Source organism: Cohnella sp. GCM10012308, from assembly GCF_042649185.1.
Taxonomy (GTDB): domain Bacteria; phylum Bacillota; class Bacilli; order Paenibacillales; family Paenibacillaceae; genus Cohnella.
This window is the reverse complement of the sequence record NZ_JBHRYU010000002.1, coordinates 306,125-328,758: the sequence shown is the minus strand read 5'-3', so window position 1 is coordinate 328,758 and position 22,634 is coordinate 306,125. Positions and strand designations below refer to the sequence as shown.

The following is a 22,634-nucleotide window of genomic DNA, read 5'->3' as shown; positions in this document are numbered from 1 at the left end:
GGTTCGGCGAGGGGCGCTTACTTACATGGAACTGGACAAAAAAATGAAGCTCGGCCGTCTCACTTGGCCTATAATGATCGAGATGTTCCTGGCGTTTGCCATCGGCACGTCGGATACGCTGATGGTAAGCCGGATCTCGGACGAAGCGGTCGCCGTCGTCGGCTTTTCCAATCAGTTTTTTAATGCCGTTATCGTCGTATTTATGCTGGTCGCAAGCGGCGCGGGCATTCTGATCGCCAATCGGCTCGGCGCCGGCGAAGCTTACGAGGCGCGCAAGCTGGCGATCGTCTCCGTCGTCCTGACCGGCGCGATCGGGCTCGCCGTCAGCCTGCTTATGATATTCGGAGCCAGCCAATTCGCCGGATGGCTTGGCATGCCTCACGATATTCGCCCGCTCGCGAAGGACTATATGGCGATCGTCGGCGGCGGCATGATCTTCACGGCCATCGGCAATGCGCTGTCTACCGCCGTCCGCAACACCGGCAATACGCGTTCTCCGATGTACATCGCGATCATGATGAACGTCGTTCACATCTTTTTGAACGCCCTGTTTATTTTCGGTCTGCTCGGCTTTCCGAAGTGGGGACTGTTCGGCGTGGCGTTGTCGACGCTGTTCGTGCGGGCGGCGTCGGTCGTGCTGCTGCTTTACGTGTTCCGCTCGGCATTCGGCGGCCGGATCGGGATCCGCGAATTTCTGCGTCCGGACTGGAGCAAGTCGAGGGAGATTCTGCGAATCGGCTGGCCGCTCAGCATCAACGGCGGCTCTTGGCAGATCTCGCAGCTCGCGATCACGGGGCTGATCGGAGTGATGGGGGCGCAGGAGCTGGCGGCGCGGACCTATATGAACACGATGGAATCGTTCGCGTTTACGATCGGGTGGTCTTACGCGATGGCGGTACAGATCCTGATCGCCTACCTGTTCGGTCAGGGAAGGCTGAGAGAAGCGTATCGCAGCGCATACCGGGCGATGGGGTACGGCATGGCTTTCGTCATGTTCAATACGGCGGTCATGCTTCTGTTCCGCAAGCAGATCATCACGTTTTTCACGGACGATCCATGGATCGTGGACATGGCGATCGTGCTTCTGTGGCTGAATTTGATCCTTCAGCCGGGCAAGATGCTGAATATGGCGCTCGGTCAGTCGATCGTGGCGGTCGGCGACAGCCGTTATATGATGAAAATATCGATTCCCAGCCAGTGGCTGGTGTCCGTCGGTCTTACTTACGTCCTGGGCATCCAGCTGGGATGGGGACTTTACGGCGTCTATGCAGGCATGATCCTCGACGAGTATATCCGGGGGATCGTGCTGTACATTCGCTGGCGGCATCACCGCAAGCGCGGTCTGTTCGCCGACGACGGCGACCGCGGCGCGGGAGCGCTCGGCGTGACGGTCGGCGGGTTGCAGGCCTGATCCCATATTCAACGACAAAGGCGCTCCGGATCGCTGCAGCTGCAGCTTATCGGGAGCGCCTTGTCTGAGGTAAAGGGCCGGCGTCGTTCATAGCCAATCCTTCTTGCGGAATATATAGAACATGCCGAAGCCAAGGCCGATCATAATGCACAGCAGCACGACGGAGCCGTACTGGTCGTGCATCCCGGGAATGTAATCGAAGTTCATCCCGTATACCCCCGTGAGGAAAGTAAGAGGCATGAAGATCGTCGTCAGCGCCGTGAATACGCGCATGATCTCGTTGGCGCGGTTGGCGACGCTGGACTGGTAGGCTTCGCGCAAGTTGCCCATCAGATCCCGGTACGTTTCGAACGTTTCGTAGATTTTGACGGCATTTTCGTGAATGTCGATAAAGTACTTTTGCAGCTGGTGATCGATAAGCCTGAGGTCCCGCTTGTTCAGCGTAGCGATGACGTCGCGCTGCGGGCCGAGCACTTTCTTGAGCCACAAAATCTCGCTTCGCAGCCCGATGATCTCGGTCAGATGCGATTTTTTGGTGTGCATCAGAATATCTTCCTCGAGCTGCTCGATGCGGGCTTCGATCCGGTCGCCGACGGAGAAGTAATTGTCGACGACGATATCGACGAGATGGTACATCAATCTGTCGGCGGTGTTGACCTCCTGCTCCCAGAGAATCGGCTTGATGCTGCGCAGCTCGTTGATCTTCTGGCGGGTCACGGTGATCAGATAATGCTTGCCGAGGAAGACGTTCAAGGCGCGGAGGAAAATCTCCTCGTCGTCGAACCGGATGCTATTGATGACCAGAAAATAATGGCTCTCGTAAACCTCAAGCTTGGGGCGCTGCTCTTCCTCGGTCATGCAGTCTTCGACCGCCAGATCGTGGATGCCGAACAGCGGCTGCAGGACGACCAGATCGTCGATATCCGCGTCGATCCAGTAGAAGCCTTCATCAGGCGGAATAAGCGTTTCGGTAATATCTTCAACAGTCGTGAATACGCCTTGACGGACCAGGCGGATTTTCATGGATATCGCTCCTTGTCATAATCGGCTTAAGCGCCGTCCGGCGCGCCTGTCTAAGGTCGCATTGGTACGGCGCTGTCGTATTATGCAGGGCGAACATCCGCGTGCGAAGGGGTTTACTCGGCGGAGCCGGGCAAGCGCGGGGCTTCGGTGGCGGACTCTCGTCCTGCGGCAATGCATCTTAATATGCGACTTGGCCCAGGATGATCTCCTTCCATGACCGGCTCCCCCCTTCCGTTTTTCGGATCGATGCTTAACAGCGAATTCGCCCTGTCCGGGCGCAATCCGTGTTAAGTATAATCCTCCGCTTCATCCCTTTCAAGGACAATTTATCGCGGCTGTCTAGGCGCTTGACGGAAGCGGGCCGATCGGTTACATTAATTGTAGTTTAACCTCTACAACCGAATAGTTTTGCCCATCTTATCAAGAGCAGGCGGAGGGACTAGCCCGATGAAGCCCGGCAACCGGCGTAGCGTACGCACGGTGCTAATTCTTGCGAAGACGTTCGTTTCGAACGTTTCTGGGAGATGAGAGAGGCGATCGCGTAACCGTTTGTTCACGACGACCCCTTTCTGACGAAAGCGGGTCTTTTGTTTTGCCAACACACCTGATTAGGAGTGATATTATGCCCATCAAGGTACCCGACAATTTGCCCGCCAAGGAGATTTTGGCCGGAGAAAACATATTCGTCATGGACGAAAGCGTCGCCTACCACCAGGATATTCGGCCGCTTCGCATTGCGATACTGAATCTGATGCCGACGAAGGAAACGACCGAGACGCAGCTATTGCGGTTGATCGGGAATACGCCGCTGCAGGTGGAAGTCGTGCTTCTTCATCCAAAGACTCACACGTCCAAGAACACCTCTTCCGAGCACCTGGAGAGCTTCTACAAGACGTTCGACGAGATCTCCCACCAGCGTTACGACGGTCTGATCATCACGGGCGCGCCCGTGGAGACTTTGCCTTTCGAAGAGGTCAACTATTGGGAAGAACTAAAAGATATTATGGACTGGAGCGCGAAGTACGTCACTTCGACCTTCCATATATGCTGGGCCGCCCAAGCCGGCCTGTATCACCACTTCGGCGTGCCTAAGCTGCCGCTTGAAGAAAAGCTGTTCGGCGTGTTCCCGCATACGATCGCGAGGCGCAACGTGCCGCTGCTGCGCGGATTCGACGAAATGTTCTACGTGCCTCAGTCCCGGCACACCGAGGTAAGGCGCGAGGATATCGATAAAGTGCAGCAGCTCGAGGTGTGGGCCGAATCCGAGGAAGCGGGCGTGTACATCGTGGCGTCGCGCGGGGGCAAGCAGATATTCGTTACCGGACATTCCGAGTACGACCCGAACACGCTGAAGTGGGAGTACGACCGCGACAAGGCCAAGGGACTTCGGATCGACGTGCCGAAAAATTATTACCCGAAGGACGATCCGTCCAAAATGCCGCTGTCGACCTGGCGCGCGCACGCGAACCTGCTGTATTCCAACTGGCTGAATTACTATGTATACCAGGAGACGCCGTACGACCTGGGCGCGGGCATCTGAGCGGAGGAGCCGCAGGAGTAGCGCTTATACGCATGCATGCGTAAAGACGGCGAGATCGATCGCGTTAGCGGGCGCAAGCCTAACCTAATGAAGATGGAGGAGTACTATTTATGAAAATCGAAAGCCGTCTTGCCCAAATCGGTTCGCAGGAGGATCCGGCGACAGGGGCCGTGAGCTTCCCGGTGTATCAAGCGACCGCGTTCCGCCATCCCAAGCTCGGACAAAGCACGGGATTCGACTACGCCCGCACGAAGAGCCCGACGAGAGCCGTGCTCGAAGAAGCGGCCGCGCAGCTTGAGAGCGGAGACCGCGGATTCGCCTGCAGCTCCGGCATGGCCGCGCTCCAGACGATCTTCGCTCTTTTCAAGCAAGGCGATCACCTGATCGTCTCGCTCGACCTTTACGGCGGCACTTACCGGCTGCTGGAGAAGATCATGTCCCGCTTCGGCGTGACTGCGTCATACGTGGACACGAACGACCTCGACGCGCTCGAATCGCTGCGCACGCCCGCTACCCGCGCGGTGTTGATCGAGACGCCGACCAACCCGCTTATGATGATTACGGACATCGCCGCGGTAACGTCTTGGGCCAAGGTGCACGGGCTGCTGACGATCGTCGACAACACGCTGCTCACGCCGTATCTCCAGCGTCCGATCGAGCTCGGCGCCGATATCGTCATCCATAGCGCCACCAAGTACTTGGGCGGCCACAACGACGTGCTGGCAGGACTGATCGTGACGAAGGGACAAGCACTGTCCGACGAGATGGCGTTCCTGCACAACTCCATCGGCGCGGTGCTCGGGCCGCAGGATTCCTGGCTGCTGATGCGGGGCATGAAGACGCTCGCGCTAAGGATGGAACGTCACGAATATAATTCCGTCAAGCTGGCGGAGTGGCTGGCCGAGCACCCGGCCGTCGATTCGGTATACCACCCCGCGCTCCCGGCGCATCCGGGTCATGACGTTCAAAAACGACAAGCTTCGGGCAGCACGGGCATCTTCTCCTTCCGCATGAAGGACGCCCGTACGGTCGAGCCGATTTTGCGCCACTTGCGCCTGATTGCGTTCGCCGAGAGCCTCGGCGGCGTCGAGTCGCTGCTGACTTATCCGGCGGTGCAGACGCACGCCGACATTCCCGAGGAGATTCGCAGAAAGGTCGGCGTAGACGACCGTCTCCTGCGCTTCTCCGTCGGCATCGAGCATATCGACGATCTGATCGCCGATCTGGGCCAGGCCATCGAGGCAGCGACAGCTGAGATCGGAGGGGAAGGCGCATGACGCATCCGAACAACCGACACGCGGGAGACCGCGAGTTCGCCACCAAGCTGATTCACTTCGGATCGGAGATCGACGAAGCGACGGGCGCGTCCAGCGTGCCGATTTACCAGGCGTCGACCTTTCACCACTTCGACCTGGAGCAGCCGCCCAAGCACGACTACAGCCGCTCGGGTAATCCGACGCGCGAAGCGCTGGAGTCTTATATCGCGCTGCTGGAAGGCGGAACGCGCGGATTCGCGTTTTCCTCCGGCATGTCGGCGATCTCGACGGCTTTCCTGCTGCTGTCGGCAGGCGATCACGTCATCGTCACGGAGGATGTATACGGCGGCACTTACCGCTTGCTGACGACCGTGCTCAACCGGCTCGCGATCGAATCCACCTTCGTCGACATGACGGACTTCGAGCAGGTCGTCGCGGCCCGCAGGCCGAATACGAAGGCGCTGTTCATGGAGACGCCGTCCAATCCGACGCTCAAGATCACCGACATCAAGCGGGTCGCCGGCTGGGCCAAGGAACAAGGCTTGCTCACGATGCTGGACAATACGTTCATGACGCCGTACCACCAACGTCCGATCGAGCTTGGCGTCGACCTGGTGCTGCATAGCGCGACCAAGTTTCTGGGCGGGCACAGCGACGTGCTCGCGGGCTTGATCGTGACGTCCGACGTAGAGCTTGGCAAGCGGGTCAAGGCGCTGCAGAACGGCCTGGGGACCGTGCTCGGCACGCAGGAGAGCTGGCTGCTCATGCGCGGCATGAAGACGCTGCAGGTGCGCATGGAAGCGAGCGAGCGCGGCGCGCGCAAGCTGGCGCAGTGGCTGAGCGAGCATCCGGGCGTGGCGCGCGTCTATTACCCGGGACTGGACGGACATCCGGGCAAGGACATTCACGAGCGGCAGTCGCAAGGCTACGGCGCCGTCGTCTCGTTCGATGCGGGGAGCGGTGAGAAGGCGAAGAAGCTGCTCGGCAAAGTTCGTATTCCGATCGTGGCTGTCAGCCTCGGCGCGGTCGAGAGCATCCTGTCTTATCCGGCCATGATGTCCCATGCCGCGATGCCGGCGGAAGTAAGGGCGGCGAGAGGCATTACCGACGGACTCGTGCGCTATTCGGTCGGGCTCGAGGATATCGACGATCTGATTCGCGATCTCGCGCAGGCGTTGGAAGAGTAAAGAAGAACAGGCCTTAGCCATTGTTTGGGCGGTTAGAGACGGGCTAGGGACCGGCAGGAGGCCGGCTAGTAAGCGGCTTCCATAATTCGCCTTTCCGAGCATTCCGATTCGTGATAAAATAACAATATTCGACAAGACCCATGCAACTATAACGAATCGATAAGACAAGGCAGGCGAGGACGTGACCGCGACGATGCTGCTTGAGAGATTGAAGACGATTGCCAAGGCATTTCTACCGGATCGCCGGTTAAACGCCTTCCCGCCGGATTTTACGATCCGGCGGCCGATCCTATCTCTTCTACGGCGGCGTCTCGGTCGCGGAGAAGCCTGCTTTTTAGCATTGTACCGCTGGGAGAGCAAGTTCGATCCCGAGCATCGGCAGCATGGCCGCGAAGACGAAAAGCGGCTGTCCGCCGCCAGCCGGAGGCAGCTCACGTTGCTTGCGCGCGAGCAGTTCGGCAAGCGGGAGCTGATCGGCATGGATCAGTACGGTCCGCAAGATTATGTCGTGCTGGTCAGCGCGCCCCAGGATCCGGAGGAGGCGTTCGTGCCGGTCTCGCTGTTCCGCAGGCTGGAGCTGCTGCGCCATGCATTCGAAGGCGGCACCGCAGCCGCCATGCCGGAAGCCGCCGAGCAATGGCAGCTGACGGGCACTTACGTGCCGGTATCGAGCGCTGTCTGGGCTTCGGCTCCGGACGCGTCGGCGCTGTTCAAGGAAACGTTCGATTTCGCGCTGGCGCTGGCTACGGGAGCTGTCACGCCCCAGGTGATCGAGGCCAGGAGGCAATTGGACGAGATTCTGGCCGAAGGCCGGATCTCGGTGCTGGCGCAGCCGATCATGGATCTTAGAAGCGGCGACGTGTACGGCTGGGAGATCCTGACGCGAGGTCCGGCCGCGAGCGTGTTCCATATGCCCGACGAGCTGTTTCGCTTCGCCGGTCAGAGCAAGCTGCTCAGCAAGCTGGAATTTATCGTCATTCGGCATGCTCTGGACGAGATCGCGAGCCGGCGCATCAGCGAGCCCGTATTTCTGAACGTCACGCCGGTGACGTTGGCGCATCCGTTGTTTATGGCGCATCTGGAGCAGTGCCTCGACCGGCACCCGTCGCTGTCGGCCGGACAGATCGTGCTTGAGATCACCGAGCGGCACGAGATTCACGATCTGGGGGAGATGTCCAAGATTTTGGACCGGTTCCGCGAGAAGGGGTATCGCTTCGCGATCGACGACGCAGGGTCGGGCTACTCGAGCTTGCAGTGGATCGGCGAGCTGATGCCGGAGCTGATCAAGATCGATCGCTCGGTCATCCAGTTCGTGGATCGGTACAAGGTCAAGGAAAGCTTGCTGCGCGCGATCGTGACCGCTGCGGGCGAGATGAGCTGCGATGTCGTGGCCGAAGGCGTCGAACGCGAGGAAGAAGCGGACGTGCTGTTCCGGCTCAACGTGAGCATGGGGCAAGGCTATTACTTTGCGCGCCCGAATCCGCTTATGCACGAACATGAGCGCGGGATTTTCGATGAAATGAAGGAACGGATACAAAGCCGCCGCGGATTGGTTGCTTCCTGATTGTGGGAGGCACCTTTTTGTTCGTCAGCAATCGTGATTTATTTCACAAAGAAATGCATGACAAGGACGGCGAACAGCGTTAGAATAAGGGCATAGTGAAGGAGGCTTGAACGATGAGTGCGGTGGATGGAATACTATCACGCGCGCTGCAGGGCCAGCGCTTGGAATTGGAAGATGTCGTCAAGCTGTTCGAATCGGAAGAGATCGAGAAAATGGGAGCGGCAGCGAACGAGCTGATGATGCGCCGCCACCCGGATCCGATCACGACGTTCGTGGTCGGCCGCAACGTGAATTATACGAATATTTGCGACGTATATTGCCGTTTCTGCGCCTTTTACCGCGCGCCGGGCTCCAACGAGGGCTACGTGCTGCCGGATGAGCTGATTTTGCAAAAGATTCAAGAAACGGTCGACGTCGGCGGCACCGAGATTCTGATGCAGGGCGGCACCAATCCGAACCTCAAGTTCGGCTATTATCTGGATCTGCTGCGCAAGATCAAGGCGCGTTTCCCCGGTATTACGATGCACTCCTTCTCCCCTGCGGAGATTCATAAGATGATGGACGTCTCGGACGGCTTGTCGCTCGAGGAGGTCATCCGGCAGATTCATGAAGCGGGACTCGACTCGTTGCCGGGCGGCGGCGCCGAGATCCTGGACGACCGCACGCGCAAGAAGATCAGCCGGCTCAAGGGCTCGTGGCGCGATTGGATGGACGTCATGACGACCGCGCACAAGATCGGCATGAACACGACCGCGACGATGGTCATCGGCTTCGGCGAGACGATGGAAGAGCGCGCGCTTCATCTGTTGCGGGTCCGCGAGGCGCAGGACGAGTGCCTGAACAACGGCTATCCGTCCAAGGGCTTCCTGGCGTTCATCCCGTGGACGTTCCAGCCGGACAATACGAACATGAAGCGCGAGAAGGCAACGCCCGAGGAATATTTGAAGACGCTGGCGATCAGCCGCATCGCGCTCGACAATATCGACAACTTCCAGTCCTCCTGGGTTACGATGGGGCCGGAGATCGGCAAGCTGTCGCTTACCTACGGCTGCAACGACTTCGGCAGCACGATGATGGAAGAAAACGTCGTCTCGGCCGCCGGCACTACGCATAAAGTCAACATCGAACTCATCCTTAAGCTCATCCGCGAGGCAGGCAAGATCCCTGCGCAGCGCAACACGCGGTACGAGATTCTGAAGGTGTACAACGAGGACGAGAGCGTCGCGCGGGACTTTATTATGCAGAACTGATAGAATGTACGTTTTTAACGCTTATCTAGCTTCTGCCCCTCGGGGAAAGCGTCCGGATAAGCGTTTTTTTGTGTATTGTTTGAGGCATCAGGCAAAGCGAAGGGGTGAACACGATGAGAGGCATCATTATTGAAGGGTTGTCCACCACCGGAAAAACATCCGTTTTTGCGGCGATCAAAAAACTGCACAGTCAAAATCAAGGCGTGGAACAATCGGTCGTTGCGTTAAGCGAACACTATTCGCAAGTTTTGCATTCCTACCAAGGCGTATTGAGATCGATGGGGAAGGATGAACACTTGCAGCTGTTAAAACGCCATGTAGATTATCTGGAGCAGCAAGACGAATGGATTGGATCTCTGGGGCATTTGAAACGATCGAACGATATATTTTATTTGTTGGAGAGGTTCCATTTAAATCATCGAGGCGCATTTACGGGGTCGGAAGAAATCGGCGTACTAGAAAAACGCCTATCAAAAATGAATGCTCGCTGCATATTGCTGACGATATCCCCTGACGCCGTTGAACCGAGATTTATCGAAAGCCGCGGCGAAGCTTGGAAGTCATATGTGATGGAGGATCACGGTGGGGTAGCTGAGATTTGCGAGAAGTTCTTAGGGGAACAAGAAAGGCTTCGCAGGTGTGCAAGCGATTCGCTCATTCCTACTTTAGAGATTAACACGGATGAGGGGAAATGGGATTCGTATGCCGAGGAAATACTTGACATGACTTTTGTAAATCATTAAAAGTCGGATTTTTATTGAAAGAACTTTTTGTGCCGCAAATCATGCAATTGTATATCTTTGCAACAACTTTTGCAGTAATAACGAAGTGTGATACGATGTTTGTTCCTCCCTTAATAATAAGTTCCGCTCATGCTGTACCAGCCTTTTTCTAGCAAGGTTTTTTCATACTTCATGGGATTTTTTTTCCTCCAAACTAGCCCTGCCGAGATAACGATATTGTAAATGAGTCGAGCATTGGATGTCTCGCTTTAGTGGGAAAATCGTACCTACTGCCAATTGGAAGACTGAATCGCTCATCGCCTGTTGTAGAGCAGACGAACATCCATAACGAGGACCGGATGGTCCGATCGCCTCCCGTATAGCAGGCGATCGCCGGAAACGCGGGTCGCCTGGCTCAATCGCCTGTTGTAGAGCAGGCGATCATTCTAATCGTCGGTCGGCTGGCCCCATCGCCTGCTGTAGAGCAGGCGATCGCCCTAATCGTCGGCCGCCTGGTCTCATCGCCTCCCGTAGAGCAGGCGATCGTCCTAATCGTCGGCCGCCTGGTCTCATCGCCTCCCGTAGAGCAGGCGATCGCCCTGAAACGCGGGCCGCATTACCTCTTCATGTCCTTCTGCCCCATTCAACCAACCCGTTTCCGCGAGCCCCAAAATCATCTCCGCCGAATCCGCATTTTACCAGCCGAAAATTAATAAAATATACCACATGCGGCGAGCGATCGTATATGGCGATTCCGGTCACCATATAGTTTAAGAACAGGAAGTCGGGGGTGCGCGGATGAACAGGGAGCAGTGGGCCGTTAGTCTATACGGGGGCCTGGAAATGAGAAGCAGGCTACAGCGCATGATGAACGATGCCTTTGAGGGACTGGCCGATAGCGCAGGACAAGGTCCTTGGCGCCTCGCCGAACGGGGCGATGCGATCGTGTGCAAGCTCGATATTTCCGCGGGGCAAAGGGAATTTTGCGACAAGGTCGGCATGGTGCTGGCGGAATTTGTGCTGGCTGTCAAGGAGCCTCAGACGCTTGAGCGATTTATGCAGCGCAGGTTAGGCACGCGCGACCAGAAGGAAATCAAAACGGGTATGCGGGAAGCGATCGTTCTGTTAAATGGGGAATTGCCGGAGGGCGAGGCGGTCGATCCCGAAGTGGTCCCCGGCGAAGGCCGGAAGCTGCGACTGGTCAAGATCGCCGTGAAGCTCGGCGATTTTATGTGGCGCAACGGCTCGCTCCATCTGGACGGCTTCATGCGGTTTCGCATGCGCGAGCATTTGGAGGAGATTAGGGAAGCCGCCGAAACGGCGATCGAAGAAATGCTCATGGACCGGCAATATCAGGAGTTCATGCGCCTGCTGCAATCGATGGTGAAGGGACAGGAGACGGGACTGCCGGCCATCCACGTGCTGCATGGCGGCGGACAAGGTCCGACGCTGCTCGACGAGAAAATGCGTCCGCTGCAGGACGAACAGGTTACGGAACCGATCCTGCAAGCGGCATCCGATCAGCAGGACCGCGAGAGCTTGCTGGTCACCAGGCTGCTCGCCGCGAGCCCGAGGAGACTTTACATCCATACGGACGAACCGGATGCGCAGGTCGTGCGGACGCTGATGGGTATTTTTGGCGAGAGAGCCGCTATCTGCGACCATCCTGTACCGCGCTGAAGCGGGCAACCGAGGCTGCAGCCCGCTTGACGCATGCGGCTCGCTACGGGTATAATGCATCGTATCGGCTGTGAGAAAGACAGCGGCGCTGCAACGGACGGCCCAGAGAGAGGAACCTTAGGCTGCAAGTTCCTTCCGGCAACGGCAAGCGTCGACCCCTTTCGAGCTGCAGCTCCTAACGCGAGTGCCATTCCTGCATAGGTCTTATACAATCGACCGGGCGGAGAAGCGCGTATCGCCATTAAGAACTGCCGGGTCATGACCGTTACTCATGCCTAGAGAATCGTCCGTACTCCGCCTTGGGCGGCAGGCTCGGCGGTTGAACGAGGGTGGAACCACGGACGCCATGAACAGGCGCTCGTCCCTTACCGGGGACGGGCGCTTTTTTGCGTTGATTTGTCCCCATACACTTATTCCACGCAGCCAAGGAGGCCAACGCAATGACTGTACAAATCAAGCTGCCCGACGGAGCGGTCCGCGAATACGAGGGCGGCTCCAACATCGCCGACGTCGCCGGTTCGATCAGCCCGGGATTGAAGAAAAATGCCGTAGCCGGCAAACTCGACGGCAAAGTCGTCGACCTGAACGCCGAGCTGACGCCGGATGCCAAGGTCGAGATCGTGACGCTCGACTCCGCCGACGGCGTCGAAGTCATGCGTCACAGTACCGCTCATCTCATGGCTCAAGCGATCAAGCGCATTTACGGCGATACCGCCGTGAAGCTGGGCATCGGTCCGGTGATCGAAGACGGATTTTATTACGACATCGACATGGAGCAATCGATTACGCCGGACGATCTGGCGAAGATCGAAGCCGAGATGGAGAAGATCGTCAAGCAGGACCTGCCGATCGTCCGCCGCGTCGTGAGCCGCGAAGAAGCGCTCCGCATTTACACGGAACTCGGCGATCCGCTCAAGCTCGATCTGATTAACGGCTTGCCGGAAGAAGCGGAGATTACGATTTACGACCAAGGCGAATTTTTCGACCTGTGCCGAGGGCCGCACTTGCCTTCGACCGGCCGCATCAAGTCGTTTAAGCTGCTGAGCGTAGCGGGCGCATACTGGCGCGGAGACAGCAAGAACAAGATGCTGCAGCGCATTTACGGCACCGCCTTCGCCAAGAAGGCGCAGCTGGACGAGCATCTTCATTTCCTCGAGGAAGCGAAGAAGCGCGATCATCGCAAGCTCGGCAAGGAGCTGGGCATGTTCACCTTCTCCCGCGAAGTCGGCCAAGGACTGCCGCTGTGGCTGCCGAACGGCGCCAAGGTCCGCCAGATGCTCGAACGCTACATCGTCGATCTGGAGGAGAAGCTCGGCTATCAGCACGTATATACGCCGGTGCTCGCAAACGTCGACTTGTATAAAATCTCCGGGCACTGGGAGCACTACCAGGAGGACATGTTCCCGCCGATGCAGATGGACAATGAGGAACTCGTCCTGCGTCCGATGAACTGCCCGCATCACATGATGGTATACAAGAGCGAGATGCGCAGCTATCGCGACTTGCCGATCCGGATCGCCGAGCTCGGCACGATGCACCGCTACGAGATGTCCGGCGCGTTGACCGGCCTTCACCGCGTGCGCGCGATGACGCTTAACGACTCGCATATCTTCTGCCGCCTCGACCAGATCAAGGAAGAGTTCAAGCGCGTCGTGCAGCTGATCCAGCGCGTATACGAAGACTTCGGCCTTAAAGAATACCGTTTCCGGCTGTCCTACCGCGATCCCGCGGACAAGGAGAAGTACTGGCCGGACGACAACATGTGGGAAACGACGCAGCGCATGCTCCGCGAAGTCGTCGACGAGCTTGGCCTGCCATACTTCGAGGCGGAAGGCGAGGCGGCGTTCTACGGACCGAAGCTGGACGTACAGGTGAAGACGGCGCTTGGCAAGGAAGAGACGCTGTCGACCGCTCAGATCGACGTGCTCCTGCCCGATCGCTTTGAGCTTGAGTATGTCGGCGACGACGGCAAAAAGCACCGCCCGGTCGTTATCCACCGCGGCATCATCAGCACGATGGAGCGCATGACCGCGTTCCTGCTGGAGAACTTCGCCGGCGCGCTGCCGGTGTGGCTGTGCCCGGTGCAAGCCAAGATCCTGCCTGTCAGCCAAGCGTTCGAAGCATACGCGCGCGAGCTCGAGGACAAGATCCGCGAATCCGGCGTTCGCGTCGTGGCGGACCTGCGCAACGAGAAGCTCGGCTACAAAATCCGCGAGGCGCAGCTTGAGAAAGTGCCATATATGCTCGTCGTGGGCGAGAACGAATCCGCAGCCGGCACCGTATCCGTACGCCGCCGGGGCGAGGGCGATATCGGCGCTGAGCCGATCGACGCTTTTATCGCGCGGATCAAGGGGGATATCGACAGCAAGCGCACCGATTGACCGTTAGCGTCTAACGATGAATAAAGCTTGCGGGCTTGGGGCATTCTCCCTCTAGGAGGAATGCTACCGATGCCCGCAAGCTTTTTTTTCAGATCGGCCATAGTGCTTCTCGTCGTCTCTGCCGCATGGACTTCGTCCGAAGTCCCGCGCGCGGCCGCAGAAGCGACAGCGGAAGAAGAACGGGAAGAATCGAATCCCGCTACCGTATCCGTACTGGCGACCGGCTACACGGCAGGTGTCGAGTCGACGGGCAAACGCCCGGGGCACCCGCAATACGGCGTGACCTATTCAGGCGTCAAAGTGAGGCGCAGCAAGGTATCGACGATCGCGGCCGATACGCGCGTATTTCCGCTGGGAACGCTCCTTTATATTCCGGGCTACGGCTACGGCTGCGTCGCGGATACCGGCTCGCGGATCAAGGGGAGAAGAATCGACCTCTATTTCCCGTCGACCCGGCAGGTGTTCAAGGAGTGGGGGAAAAAGCAGGTCGAGGTCAAAGTCATCCGCCGAGGCAGCGGGAGAGTGACGGAGACGATGCTGGACGAGATGAACGAGGTCGCCGTGGCGGGCCAGGACTTGTCCGACAAAAAATTCGATTCTTAGTATAATTATGATATTACGATCGGAATCCATATGTTAAAATAAAGGAGATGAGGATCAAAAGGCCTAAGGAGTGACATTGAGGCATGACGAACTCCCGCGGAGAAATCGGAAGTCGCGAACAATCCGCTATCGAGGACGAACTTCTGAACGAGCTGTATCGGGAGATGCTGCGGGTGGCCCGTCACAGGCTTCATCACAAGAGCGACGCGATCGACGTGGTCCAGGAAGCATGGGTTAGAATCTTGGAAAAGCGTGACACGCTCCGGGAGAGCAACAAGATTATCCCTTGGGCGAAGACGATCGCCGCCAATCTGGCGCTGAACGCCAACCGCGCCAGGCGCGTCAAGCCCGTCAGCGAGCTGAGCGAAGCTTATGCGGCCGGCGAGACCGGGGCCGGCAGGCTGAGCGAGCCGGAGACGATGGCCGAGCTGACCGATATCCTCGGGCGGCTGGAGCCGGCGACGCGCACGCTGCTGCTTTACAAGTTTTATTACGGGTTCAAGGACGATGAGATCGCGGCTGCCCTGCAGGTGCCGGTCGGGACCGTCAAAGCCCGCATCCACCGGGGGAAGGCGAGGCTGAAGGCCGAAGCCGGCGGCGCAGGAGCCATGGATTTATAGCGATTCGAATATAACCGAGAGGAACCGTGAGGTTCCTCTTTTATTTTGCCCTGTGGACAGATATAATGTTAGCAATTATTACATTATGTCGATCGGTGTAGAAAATGCCGACGGAAGGCGGGGGCGATTCGCAATGACCGGATGGCGGAAATGGTTCAACGGAACGGACGGGGCCAAAGCGAAGCGGACGGCGTCAGATACGGCTGCCGCCGTATCGGCGGGGAGTGCGGGAGCGGGGCATGACGCGGACCAGGACAAGCTGCGGACGATGGTCGGCGAAGCCGTCGTCATTTCCGACCGGCTCCAGGCCGCGGTCGGCGAGGTGGATTCGAGCGTAGGGCAGCTGGAAGCGATCGCGGACCGTTCCGCCGTGCAGGAGGATCGGCTGCGACAGCAGAGCAGGCTTGCTTCCGGGCGTCTGGACGAAGCGTTTTCGGCGCTGCAAGAAGTGGCGGCCGCTTCGGAGGAGATCCGCGCGACCTCCGAAGGCATGAGCAGGCAAAGCCGGGAAGCCCGGGACGTCGTGATCGATGTATGCAAGTCGATGCTGCAGACCGACGAGGTCATGAACGATCTAGCGGCCCATCACGGCACGATGGAGGAACGGGTGAGCGCGCTCATCGCCGAAGCCTCTAAGATTACGCAGATGAACGAGCTGATCCAGGAGATCGTCTCGCAGACTTCCCTTCTGGCGCTGAACGCCGCCATCGAGGCTGCGCATGCGGGCGAATACGGCAGCGGATTCACCGTCGTAGCGCAGGAGATCCGCAAGCTCGCGGAGCAGAGCAGCGTCGCGGTCAAGCGCTCGTCGGGCATCGTCCGCAACATCGAGGCGGGCATCCGGCAGGTCGTCGCGTCGGTGGCCGAGGAGAAGCAGTCGGTCGCGCGCGGCCTCGCCGAGATGCAGGTCAATCGGGACCGGATGGACGCGATCTACAACCATATCGTCAAAGTGGACGGGCAGGTCGGCAAGACGCTGACCGCGGCGGCGGAGCAAGCGGGCCGGACTTCCGCGGCCAATGCGATGCTGAAGGATGTCGTCGACTCCGTCAATCAGATGATGTCCAGCATCGACGATACGCTTGCCCAGAATCTTAAGCAGCGCGACGAGACCGCCAAGCTCGGGAGAGTATCGACGGAGCTTAAGACGGCGGCGGACGAGCTGATCGGCGCGGTTCATCAGGCCGGAGGCAAGGTGTGGTCGGATACCGGACTCGCGGAAAAAGAACGGTGGATGCAGTTTCTGACGACCATGGCGGCCGATCCCGCGCTGAGCGGACTGAGCGAGGACATTCATCGCCGAGTACTCTCCGGCTGGCTGGCGCAGACGGCCGGCGTAGAAGCGATCTGGTCCAACCGGGCGGACGGCTCCTTCGTCTTTTCCGAGCCGGTAGCGGGCTTGCTCAACGCGCGCAGCAGGGAATGGTGGAAAAAAGCGATGGATGGAGAGATTTTCGTATCGGAGGTATACCTGTCCGCGATCACGAAAAAGCCCTGCGTGACGGTATCGACGCCGCTTCAAGGAGAAGATGGACGCCCGATTGGGGTCATCGGGATCGACATTGTCATCTCTTCCTAAAAAATAGCTGACATAAGGGTTCTCATGCTGGCTGTTTTCCGATACAATTGGCTTACGTGTGATGAATCTTCACAAGAATAGACAGGTGATATTTCATGACAAAGCCCGTTGTGCAAGGAATCCCGCCATCGGCGGCGCTGTCCCGGCAAGCGGAGGTGCACTCGCTGGTCGACGCTCTGATCGAGAAGCGGCTTGAGGAAGTCGCGGAGATCGAGCAGATGGTCCAGCGCTATGAGCGCCGCGTGCAGAAGGAAGAGCAGGCTTACCGGACGATGTCCACCTTTCGCAAGTTCCTGAGCGGCAAAAAGCCGGATCACCATGCGGCGGTCGAATATATCCATTACGTCAAAAAGCCGCTTGAAAAGGCCAGGAAGCTGCGCGAGGAGATTGCGCGGTACGAGGCGATGAAGCTGAACGGCGACTATATAGAAGAATAAAGATTTGCGGAGCATAAAGAAGCTTTTCCGGGCACCTGCGAGGGTGCGTTCGGAAAAGCTTTTTTGTTGCGGAGCGGGCGATCTGGAACGAATGGCATGAAGCGGGCTGTCGACCTGCGCGGCGTCCGAAGTTATTCGTTCCTCAATCGCTCTATATCAAGGAAGTCATGCTCCTGGCTGTACGCGGGCACGCCATGGATGCCGACGTCGAGACCGACAAGCTCCTCGTCGCGGGAGACGCGTACGGGACGCCATGCATTGATGAGCTTAAGCGCGCCCCAGGTGAGCGCGAAGCCCCATACCGCGACCACGGCAAGTCCGAGCGCCTGGACGCCCAGCAGCTTCCAGCCTCCGCCGTAAAACAGTCCGGCGTTGGCTGACAGGCTCGGCACGGCGAACAGCCCGACGGCGAGCGTGCCGATGCTGCCGCATACTCCGTGAACGGCGAAGGCGCCTACCGGATCGTCGACGCGCCGCCGCTCGAGCCATTCGGTCGCAAGCACCATCGCAATGCCGCTGAATGCGCCGATGAAGATGGCCGCTCCGTCCGACACGAAAGCGCAGCCCGCGGTAATGCCGACAAGACCGGCGAGCGCGCCGTTAATGACGGTAGGCGGGTCCGCTTTTTGGTAGCGCAAAATGGTAAACAGAATGCAGGCGGCGCTGCCTGCTGCGGAGGCGAGCATCGTCGTAACGGCGATGTGGCCGATGTTGGGATTGGTTGCGCTGAGCGTACTCCCCGAATTGAAGCCGAACCAGCCGAACCAGAGGATAAAGGCGCCGACGGAGGCGAGCGGGAGGTTGGAGGGCGGGACGATATTGACCCGGCCGTCCTCGGAAAATCTGCCGATGCGCGGTCCGAGAAACAAGGCTGCAGCAAGCGCGGCGAAGCCGCCCAAGGCGTGAATCGCCGCCGAACCGGCGAAGTCGACCATGCCGAGCTTGGCGAGCCAGCCTCCCGCGGACCAGATCCAGTGACCGGAGATCGGGTAGATCAGCCCCGTCATGATGATCGTATAGACGATATAGGCGCGGAAGTGGATGCGCTCGGCGACGGCGCCGGATACGATAGAGATGACTGCGATGACAAAGGCGCTTTGGAAAAGCCAGAAGGTGTCCGTCGAAATGTTCAGGCTTAGATGCGACCAATCGCCCTTCATCGCAAAGCCCGAAGTTCCGATTAATCCGCCGGCGTCCTTGCCGTACATCAACGCGAAGCCGACGGCGTAAAACAGCAGAGCGCCGAACGAGATGTCCACGAATACCTTCATGATGATGCTTACCGCGTTTTTTTGCCGGACGAAGCCTGCTTCGAGCAGCGCGAAGCCGCCTTCCATCAATAAGATCATTGCGGCGGTCAATACAACCCATATTGTATCGACGCCGCTGGAGAGCGTCTCCAACGTCATTCTACTTCCCCCAGAATGATTCGATTTTTTGTCGCTTGCCTACAAGAAGAATAAAAATACGACCAAATTATATATTTAGAAGTCATATATGTCAACGAAACATGTTATGAAAAATGACATAATCGAAAGTCCGGGGAACGACTCCGTCCCGAGACCGAGGCAAGTTCCATCCCGCGCCGCTATGGAAGCTCCGCGACTTTCCTTTATAATGTAACCAGCAGAACCCAATCGTACAGAAAAACGGAGGAACCCCTATGCAGCAGTCCGTGCTTCATCGCATTTTTTGGGGATTTATTCTGATCGGCGGCGGCCTGATCTTCTTATTGAATCAGAGCGGGGTCATCGAAGTGGATATCGGTTATCTATTTTCGAACTACTGGCCCGTCTTGATGATTTTCTTTGGCCTTCAAGGCATGCTGCTACAACGGAGGAACGGCTTCGGCTGGAACTCGATCGTCGTGTTGATGGGTCTTTTCTTCCTGGGACGCAACCTGGGCTGGCTCCATTGGGAGCTGGGCGATTTGATCCGCTTCGCCATTCCGGCCGCGCTTATTATTGCAGGTCTCAACATGGTGTTCAGAGGTAGCGGCTGCGGACGGAAGAACAAAAAGTGGGAGGAGAGCGGATGGAACGAGGTGACGCCGCCACCCGCCCCGAATCCGTTTGAAGCGCCGCTGCCGCCGCCCCCTCCGCCGCAGCCGTATGACAGCCCGAATGCGTTTGCGCAGGAACCCGCTCCGGTTGATCGGCACACGGAAGAAGCGCGCGATGGAGAACCTGGTGAGAGCCGCCCGAGGGATCGGGGCTGGGATCCGGCCGATCGGATCGGTCAGCGGATGGAGCGGCGTCAGGAACGTCTGGACAACTTTAACTCTCGCATGCAGGAGCGGGTCGAACGAATCCACGCCAAGCAGCGCGAGCATCACGATCGTCGCCGCGCCAAGGTACAGGAGCGTCATGCGAGGCATGGTCATTTCGATCACGAAGGCTATGGTTCTGGCGGCGAGTCCGACCGGATGTGGAAGGAATACCATCGGCCGCCAGGCCACTCGCCGCGGGGATCCCGGATCGACCACAGCCGCTTTATCGGCGACGTTCATATCGGACAAGAGATGTGGGAGCTTCAGCCGATGAGTATCTCGCATTTTATCGGCGACACGACGATCGATTTGACCCGCGCCCACATTCCGGTCGGCGAGACCCGTATATACGTGTCGGCGTTCATCGGGGACGTCAAGGCGTATGTACCCGGCGATCATAGCGTCGGCATTCGCGTCGTCTCGAGCTGCCTGATCGGAGACGTGAAGGTGCTGGAGCAAAAGCGCGGAGGCGTGTTCAACCAAATGTCGGCGGAGACGCCCGGATTTCAGGATACGGACAAACAAGTGGTGCTGATCGTCAGCTGCTTCATCGGCGACGTGCGCGTGACGAAGGTGGGATAACGACAGATGCCTAAGCTGCTTCGCAACATTAAGTGGGAGTGGGCATTCTATGCGGCGATTTCGGGTGCCGTCGTGCTGGCCGTCATATACGGCCTGTGGCGGCCTCACATCGAGGCGTTGCCGGCGGGGCCGGCGATCTATAGGCTGATCCCGCTGCTGATCGCCGTTCGGATCGTCAGCGCCTACTTCCGGGGCCGTAGATATCAGAGCCGGATCGACGCGCTTCAGGAGGCGCTCAAGCAGTCGGCCGCCGGCAACTGGGAAGCGCGGCTGCCGGAGGAGCGTACCGACGCTTTCGCCGGCGCGTACCGCGAGTTCAACCGGCTGCAGCAGGGGCTGGCCGAACGGCTCCGCCTGCTGCAGAAGCTGGGCGAGAAGGAAGTGATGGGCAAGGCGGCCACCGTGGAGGAGGCGGTGCTCGAGGAGCGCAGGCGGCTGGCCAGGGACCTTCACGATACGGTAAGCCAGCAGCTGTTCGCGATCCATATGAGCGCATCGGCGCTGCCGGCGCTCGTGGACAAAAACCCGGAGCATGCGGGCCGCGTCATGCAACAGCTCATTGAAATGTCCAAGGCCGCGCAGCGCCAGATGCGCGGTCTGATCGCGCAATTGCGGCCGCTGGAGCTGCAGGGCAGGACCTTGCCGGAAGCGCTGGACCACTGGTTCCCGGACTACTGCCGGCAAAACGGCATGCAGGGCACGCTCGACGTGCGGGTGTCCGCCGCGCTGCCGCCAGCTATGGAGCATCAGCTCTTTTTAATCATTCAAGAGGCGATGGCAAACGTTATGAAGCATTCGGGAGCGGATGAAGTCAGGCTCGTGCTGGGAGAGACCGACAGGCAGGTGCTGCTGTCGATCGACGATGACGGCGAAGGGTTCAGCGCAGATCAGGTCAAGGCGGGCTCGTACGGGTTGACGACGATGCGCGAGCGCGCGATCCAGCTCGGCGGCGACGTCGAGATCGCGACCAAGCCCGGCTCCGGCACGCGAATTAAGGTGGGGTTGCCCAAGTTCGCCCAAGCGATCGAAGGAAACGGAAGGGGATAATCGGAAATGAGCGGATTAAGCGCGATGCAGAGCCCGAGCGGCGTATTGATCGTAGACGATCACGAGATGGTCAGGGCCGGCATCCGGACGTATCTGATGCTGGACGAGCGGTTCGAGGTGATCGGAGAGGCCGCGGGCGGCCAGGAGGCGATCGACCGGCTCGACGCGGGCGCTTATGGCGGCCGTGTCCCCCAGCTTGTGTTGATGGATCTGATGATGCCCGGCATGGACGGCGTCGAGTCGACCCGTGCGATGCTGGCCAAGTATCCGCATGTACGGATCATCATACTGACGAGCTTCCTGGAGGACGACAAGATCGTAGCGGCGATTGAAGCGGGTGCCGTCAGCTACGTGCTCAAAACGGTGTCGGCGGACGAGCTCGTATACGCGATGCAGGGAGCGCTGCGCGGAATGCCGGTCATGAGCGGCGACGTATCGCAGGCATTGACGCGCGGCCTTCGCCGCCGGACGGCGCAGGACGAGGACGAAGGCTTGACGGAGCGCGAGAGGGAGGTGCTGCTGCTTATCGCCGAGGGCAAGTCCAATAAGGAGATCGGGGACGAGCTGCATATCAGCATCAAAACGGTGAAAACGCACGTCAGCAACCTTCTTATGAAGTGCGAGCTCGAGGACCGGACGCAGCTTGCCATATTTGCGCACCGCAAGGGATGGGCCAAGGCGTAAGAGATGCGCTGAAAAAGGGGCGAGCGCAATAGCGTTGGCGGAATAACGATGCGCCGCATTCTTATATGAAGCGTGGGCCGGCTGAAATGACGGAATAACGATGCGCCTGCATTCTTATTTGAAGCGTGGCAGGCTGAAATGGCGGAATAACGATGCGCCATGGCAATGCCAGTAAGGTTTAGCTTGCCGCTCATCCGGGCATTCTATGGCTAAAAAGGCGGAATTCCCATGCAGCAGCTGTCATCGCGACTTGCCTCGACGCAGGTCGCTTACATCCAGGCGCAGGAAGGCCTCGACGATCTGGGCTTTAACTTGGGCGGCAACTGGGATTACAAGACCGGCTCTCTCGATCGGGCGCTCGACAGAGAGCACAAGGTCTGGTTGCGGCTCCCCTTTGAGGTCGAACGCGGCGAGCTCGACGCGGAAGCGGTGAAGACCGACGCGATCATCCGGTTCGGCCAACCTTATGTCCTGAGGCACGAATACGAGGAGGGCTTGGACCAGGATGCGCAGCCGCGCACGCTGGGCGGATTTTTCGACCAGTTCGCCGCGCCTTCCAATCCAGATGCCGAGATCGACGATTCATGGATCCGCGAAGCGGAGAGAGTGCTGGAGCAAGCGGAGAAAATATTTTTAAACTGACGGATTTCGACCGGATTTTCTATGCGAGCATCCTTTAGAGTGAACCGGATATCCAAGCGACAGCCCTCCGGCCATACGGAGGGCGTTTCTCTTTTTTTTACTTTTTTAATATTGATTCAGTTCACTTTAAGATTGTTTTAAGGTAAGTAGGCGAATA

19 protein-coding genes and 1 riboswitch are annotated in these 22,634 nt (G+C 58.6%); of the genes, 17 read left to right on the top strand and 2 right to left on the bottom strand.

Annotated elements, in window-relative coordinates; translation table 11 throughout:
- Nucleotides 1–25 precede the first annotated feature (25 nt).
- Nucleotides 26–1,411, top strand: a complete 1,386-nt coding sequence (locus tag ACFOTD_RS04630; protein ID WP_378116196.1) for an MATE family efflux transporter — start codon at nucleotides 26–28, stop codon at nucleotides 1,409–1,411.
- Between the two features lie 87 nt (nucleotides 1,412–1,498).
- Here ACFOTD_RS04630 and corA read toward each other — a convergent pair whose 3' ends face one another.
- Nucleotides 1,499–2,434 carry a magnesium/cobalt transporter CorA gene (gene corA / locus ACFOTD_RS04625; protein WP_378116193.1) on the bottom strand — a complete coding sequence of 312 codons (936 nt, stop codon included), beginning with the start codon at nucleotides 2,432–2,434 and terminating at the stop codon, nucleotides 1,499–1,501.
- Between the two features lie 414 nt (nucleotides 2,435–2,848).
- A riboswitch (SAM riboswitch) is annotated at nucleotides 2,849–2,965 on the top strand.
- A gap of 91 nt (nucleotides 2,966–3,056) precedes the next feature.
- On the opposite strand from corA, the gene metA reads away from it, so the two are divergent.
- The 12 genes from metA to ACFOTD_RS04565 all read left to right on the top strand — a co-directional run bounded on the left by metA (nucleotide 3,057) and on the right by ACFOTD_RS04565 (nucleotide 17,253).
- Nucleotides 3,057–3,974, top strand: coding sequence for a homoserine O-acetyltransferase MetA (gene metA / locus ACFOTD_RS04620; RefSeq protein WP_378116192.1), 918 nt, complete (start codon nucleotides 3,057–3,059; stop codon nucleotides 3,972–3,974).
- A gap of 110 nt (nucleotides 3,975–4,084) precedes the next feature.
- Nucleotides 4,085–5,251 carry a PLP-dependent transferase gene (locus tag ACFOTD_RS04615; protein ID WP_378116190.1) on the top strand — a complete coding sequence of 389 codons (1,167 nt, stop codon included), beginning with the start codon at nucleotides 4,085–4,087 and terminating at the stop codon, nucleotides 5,249–5,251.
- Nucleotides 5,248–6,417: a PLP-dependent transferase gene (locus tag ACFOTD_RS04610; protein ID WP_378116188.1), complete on the top strand. Its 1,170-nt coding sequence runs from the start codon at nucleotides 5,248–5,250 to the stop codon at nucleotides 6,415–6,417. Before ACFOTD_RS04615 ends, ACFOTD_RS04610 begins: the two co-directional genes overlap by 4 nt.
- 181 nt (nucleotides 6,418–6,598) lie before the next feature.
- Nucleotides 6,599–7,981 (top strand): EAL domain-containing protein, encoded by a 1,383-nt coding sequence (locus ACFOTD_RS04605; RefSeq protein ID WP_378116186.1) that lies wholly within the window; start codon nucleotides 6,599–6,601, stop codon nucleotides 7,979–7,981.
- Nucleotides 7,982–8,094: 113 nt separating this feature from the next.
- Nucleotides 8,095–9,231: a cyclic dehypoxanthinyl futalosine synthase gene (gene mqnC / locus ACFOTD_RS04600; RefSeq protein WP_378116184.1), complete on the top strand. Its 1,137-nt coding sequence runs from the start codon at nucleotides 8,095–8,097 to the stop codon at nucleotides 9,229–9,231.
- Between the two features lie 113 nt (nucleotides 9,232–9,344).
- On the top strand, nucleotides 9,345–9,974 hold the full coding sequence (locus tag ACFOTD_RS04595; protein WP_378116183.1) for a hypothetical protein: 630 nt from the start codon (nucleotides 9,345–9,347) through the stop codon (nucleotides 9,972–9,974).
- Nucleotides 9,975–10,796: 822 nt separating this feature from the next.
- Nucleotides 10,797–11,633, top strand: a complete 837-nt coding sequence (locus tag ACFOTD_RS04590; protein ID WP_378116181.1) for a putative sporulation protein YtxC — start codon at nucleotides 10,797–10,799, stop codon at nucleotides 11,631–11,633.
- A 440-nt stretch (nucleotides 11,634–12,073) separates the two neighbouring features.
- Nucleotides 12,074–14,014: a threonine--tRNA ligase gene (gene thrS / locus ACFOTD_RS04585; protein WP_378116179.1), complete on the top strand. Its 1,941-nt coding sequence runs from the start codon at nucleotides 12,074–12,076 to the stop codon at nucleotides 14,012–14,014.
- Nucleotides 14,015–14,074: 60 nt separating this feature from the next.
- Nucleotides 14,075–14,617 carry a 3D domain-containing protein gene (locus ACFOTD_RS04580; protein ID WP_378116177.1) on the top strand — a complete coding sequence of 181 codons (543 nt, stop codon included), beginning with the start codon at nucleotides 14,075–14,077 and terminating at the stop codon, nucleotides 14,615–14,617.
- An 83-nt stretch (nucleotides 14,618–14,700) separates the two neighbouring features.
- Nucleotides 14,701–15,237, top strand: coding sequence for an RNA polymerase sigma factor (locus ACFOTD_RS04575; RefSeq protein WP_378116175.1), 537 nt, complete (start codon nucleotides 14,701–14,703; stop codon nucleotides 15,235–15,237).
- Between the two features lie 133 nt (nucleotides 15,238–15,370).
- Nucleotides 15,371–16,816, top strand: a complete 1,446-nt coding sequence (locus ACFOTD_RS04570; RefSeq protein WP_378116173.1) for a methyl-accepting chemotaxis protein — start codon at nucleotides 15,371–15,373, stop codon at nucleotides 16,814–16,816.
- Nucleotides 16,817–16,911: 95 nt separating this feature from the next.
- Nucleotides 16,912–17,253 (top strand): hypothetical protein, encoded by a 342-nt coding sequence (locus tag ACFOTD_RS04565; protein ID WP_378116171.1) that lies wholly within the window; start codon nucleotides 16,912–16,914, stop codon nucleotides 17,251–17,253.
- Between the two features lie 131 nt (nucleotides 17,254–17,384).
- Here the strand turns inward: ACFOTD_RS04565 and ACFOTD_RS04560 are convergent, their stop codons facing one another.
- Nucleotides 17,385–18,662 carry an ammonium transporter gene (locus ACFOTD_RS04560; RefSeq protein WP_378116169.1) on the bottom strand — a complete coding sequence of 426 codons (1,278 nt, stop codon included), beginning with the start codon at nucleotides 18,660–18,662 and terminating at the stop codon, nucleotides 17,385–17,387.
- Between the two features lie 254 nt (nucleotides 18,663–18,916).
- On the opposite strand from ACFOTD_RS04560, the gene liaF reads away from it, so the two are divergent.
- The 4 genes from liaF (at nucleotide 18,917) to ACFOTD_RS04540 (ending at nucleotide 22,477) form a co-directional block, all read left to right on the top strand.
- On the top strand, nucleotides 18,917–20,104 hold the full coding sequence (gene liaF / locus ACFOTD_RS04555; RefSeq protein ID WP_378116167.1) for a cell wall-active antibiotics response protein LiaF: 1,188 nt from the start codon (nucleotides 18,917–18,919) through the stop codon (nucleotides 20,102–20,104).
- A gap of 6 nt (nucleotides 20,105–20,110) precedes the next feature.
- Nucleotides 20,111–21,151 (top strand): sensor histidine kinase, encoded by a 1,041-nt coding sequence (locus tag ACFOTD_RS04550; RefSeq protein ID WP_378116165.1) that lies wholly within the window; start codon nucleotides 20,111–20,113, stop codon nucleotides 21,149–21,151.
- Nucleotides 21,152–21,157: 6 nt separating this feature from the next.
- On the top strand, nucleotides 21,158–21,835 hold the full coding sequence (locus ACFOTD_RS04545; protein WP_378116163.1) for a response regulator: 678 nt from the start codon (nucleotides 21,158–21,160) through the stop codon (nucleotides 21,833–21,835).
- Between the two features lie 228 nt (nucleotides 21,836–22,063).
- Entirely contained in the window at nucleotides 22,064–22,477 is a 414-nt protein-coding gene (locus ACFOTD_RS04540; RefSeq protein WP_378116161.1) for a YugN family protein, read from the top strand.
- The last annotated feature ends 157 nt before the right edge of the window (nucleotides 22,478–22,634 follow it).

Coding starts and splice junctions, on each gene's coding strand:
- ACFOTD_RS04595 (WP_378116183.1), top strand. CDS start 9,345: ATGAGAGGCATCATTATTGAAGGGTTGTCCACCACCGGAAAAACATCC.
- ACFOTD_RS04575 (WP_378116175.1), top strand. CDS start 14,701: ATGACGAACTCCCGCGGAGAAATCGGAAGTCGCGAACAATCCGCTATC.
- liaF (WP_378116167.1), top strand. CDS start 18,917: ATGCAGCAGTCCGTGCTTCATCGCATTTTTTGGGGATTTATTCTGATC.
- ACFOTD_RS04590 (WP_378116181.1), top strand. CDS start 10,797: ATGAGAAGCAGGCTACAGCGCATGATGAACGATGCCTTTGAGGGACTG.
- mqnC (WP_378116184.1), top strand. CDS start 8,095: ATGAGTGCGGTGGATGGAATACTATCACGCGCGCTGCAGGGCCAGCGC.
- ACFOTD_RS04570 (WP_378116173.1), top strand. CDS start 15,371: ATGACCGGATGGCGGAAATGGTTCAACGGAACGGACGGGGCCAAAGCG.
- metA (WP_378116192.1), top strand. CDS start 3,057: ATGCCCATCAAGGTACCCGACAATTTGCCCGCCAAGGAGATTTTGGCC.
- ACFOTD_RS04545 (WP_378116163.1), top strand. CDS start 21,158: ATGAGCGGATTAAGCGCGATGCAGAGCCCGAGCGGCGTATTGATCGTA.
- ACFOTD_RS04550 (WP_378116165.1), top strand. CDS start 20,111: ATGCCTAAGCTGCTTCGCAACATTAAGTGGGAGTGGGCATTCTATGCG.
- ACFOTD_RS04615 (WP_378116190.1), top strand. CDS start 4,085: ATGAAAATCGAAAGCCGTCTTGCCCAAATCGGTTCGCAGGAGGATCCG.
- corA (WP_378116193.1), bottom strand. CDS start 2,434: ATGAAAATCCGCCTGGTCCGTCAAGGCGTATTCACGACTGTTGAAGAT.
- thrS (WP_378116179.1), top strand. CDS start 12,074: ATGACTGTACAAATCAAGCTGCCCGACGGAGCGGTCCGCGAATACGAG.
- ACFOTD_RS04610 (WP_378116188.1), top strand. CDS start 5,248: ATGACGCATCCGAACAACCGACACGCGGGAGACCGCGAGTTCGCCACC.
- ACFOTD_RS04565 (WP_378116171.1), top strand. CDS start 16,912: ATGACAAAGCCCGTTGTGCAAGGAATCCCGCCATCGGCGGCGCTGTCC.
- ACFOTD_RS04560 (WP_378116169.1), bottom strand. CDS start 18,662: ATGACGTTGGAGACGCTCTCCAGCGGCGTCGATACAATATGGGTTGTA.
- ACFOTD_RS04580 (WP_378116177.1), top strand. CDS start 14,075: ATGCTACCGATGCCCGCAAGCTTTTTTTTCAGATCGGCCATAGTGCTT.
- ACFOTD_RS04630 (WP_378116196.1), top strand. CDS start 26: ATGGAACTGGACAAAAAAATGAAGCTCGGCCGTCTCACTTGGCCTATA.
- ACFOTD_RS04540 (WP_378116161.1), top strand. CDS start 22,064: ATGCAGCAGCTGTCATCGCGACTTGCCTCGACGCAGGTCGCTTACATC.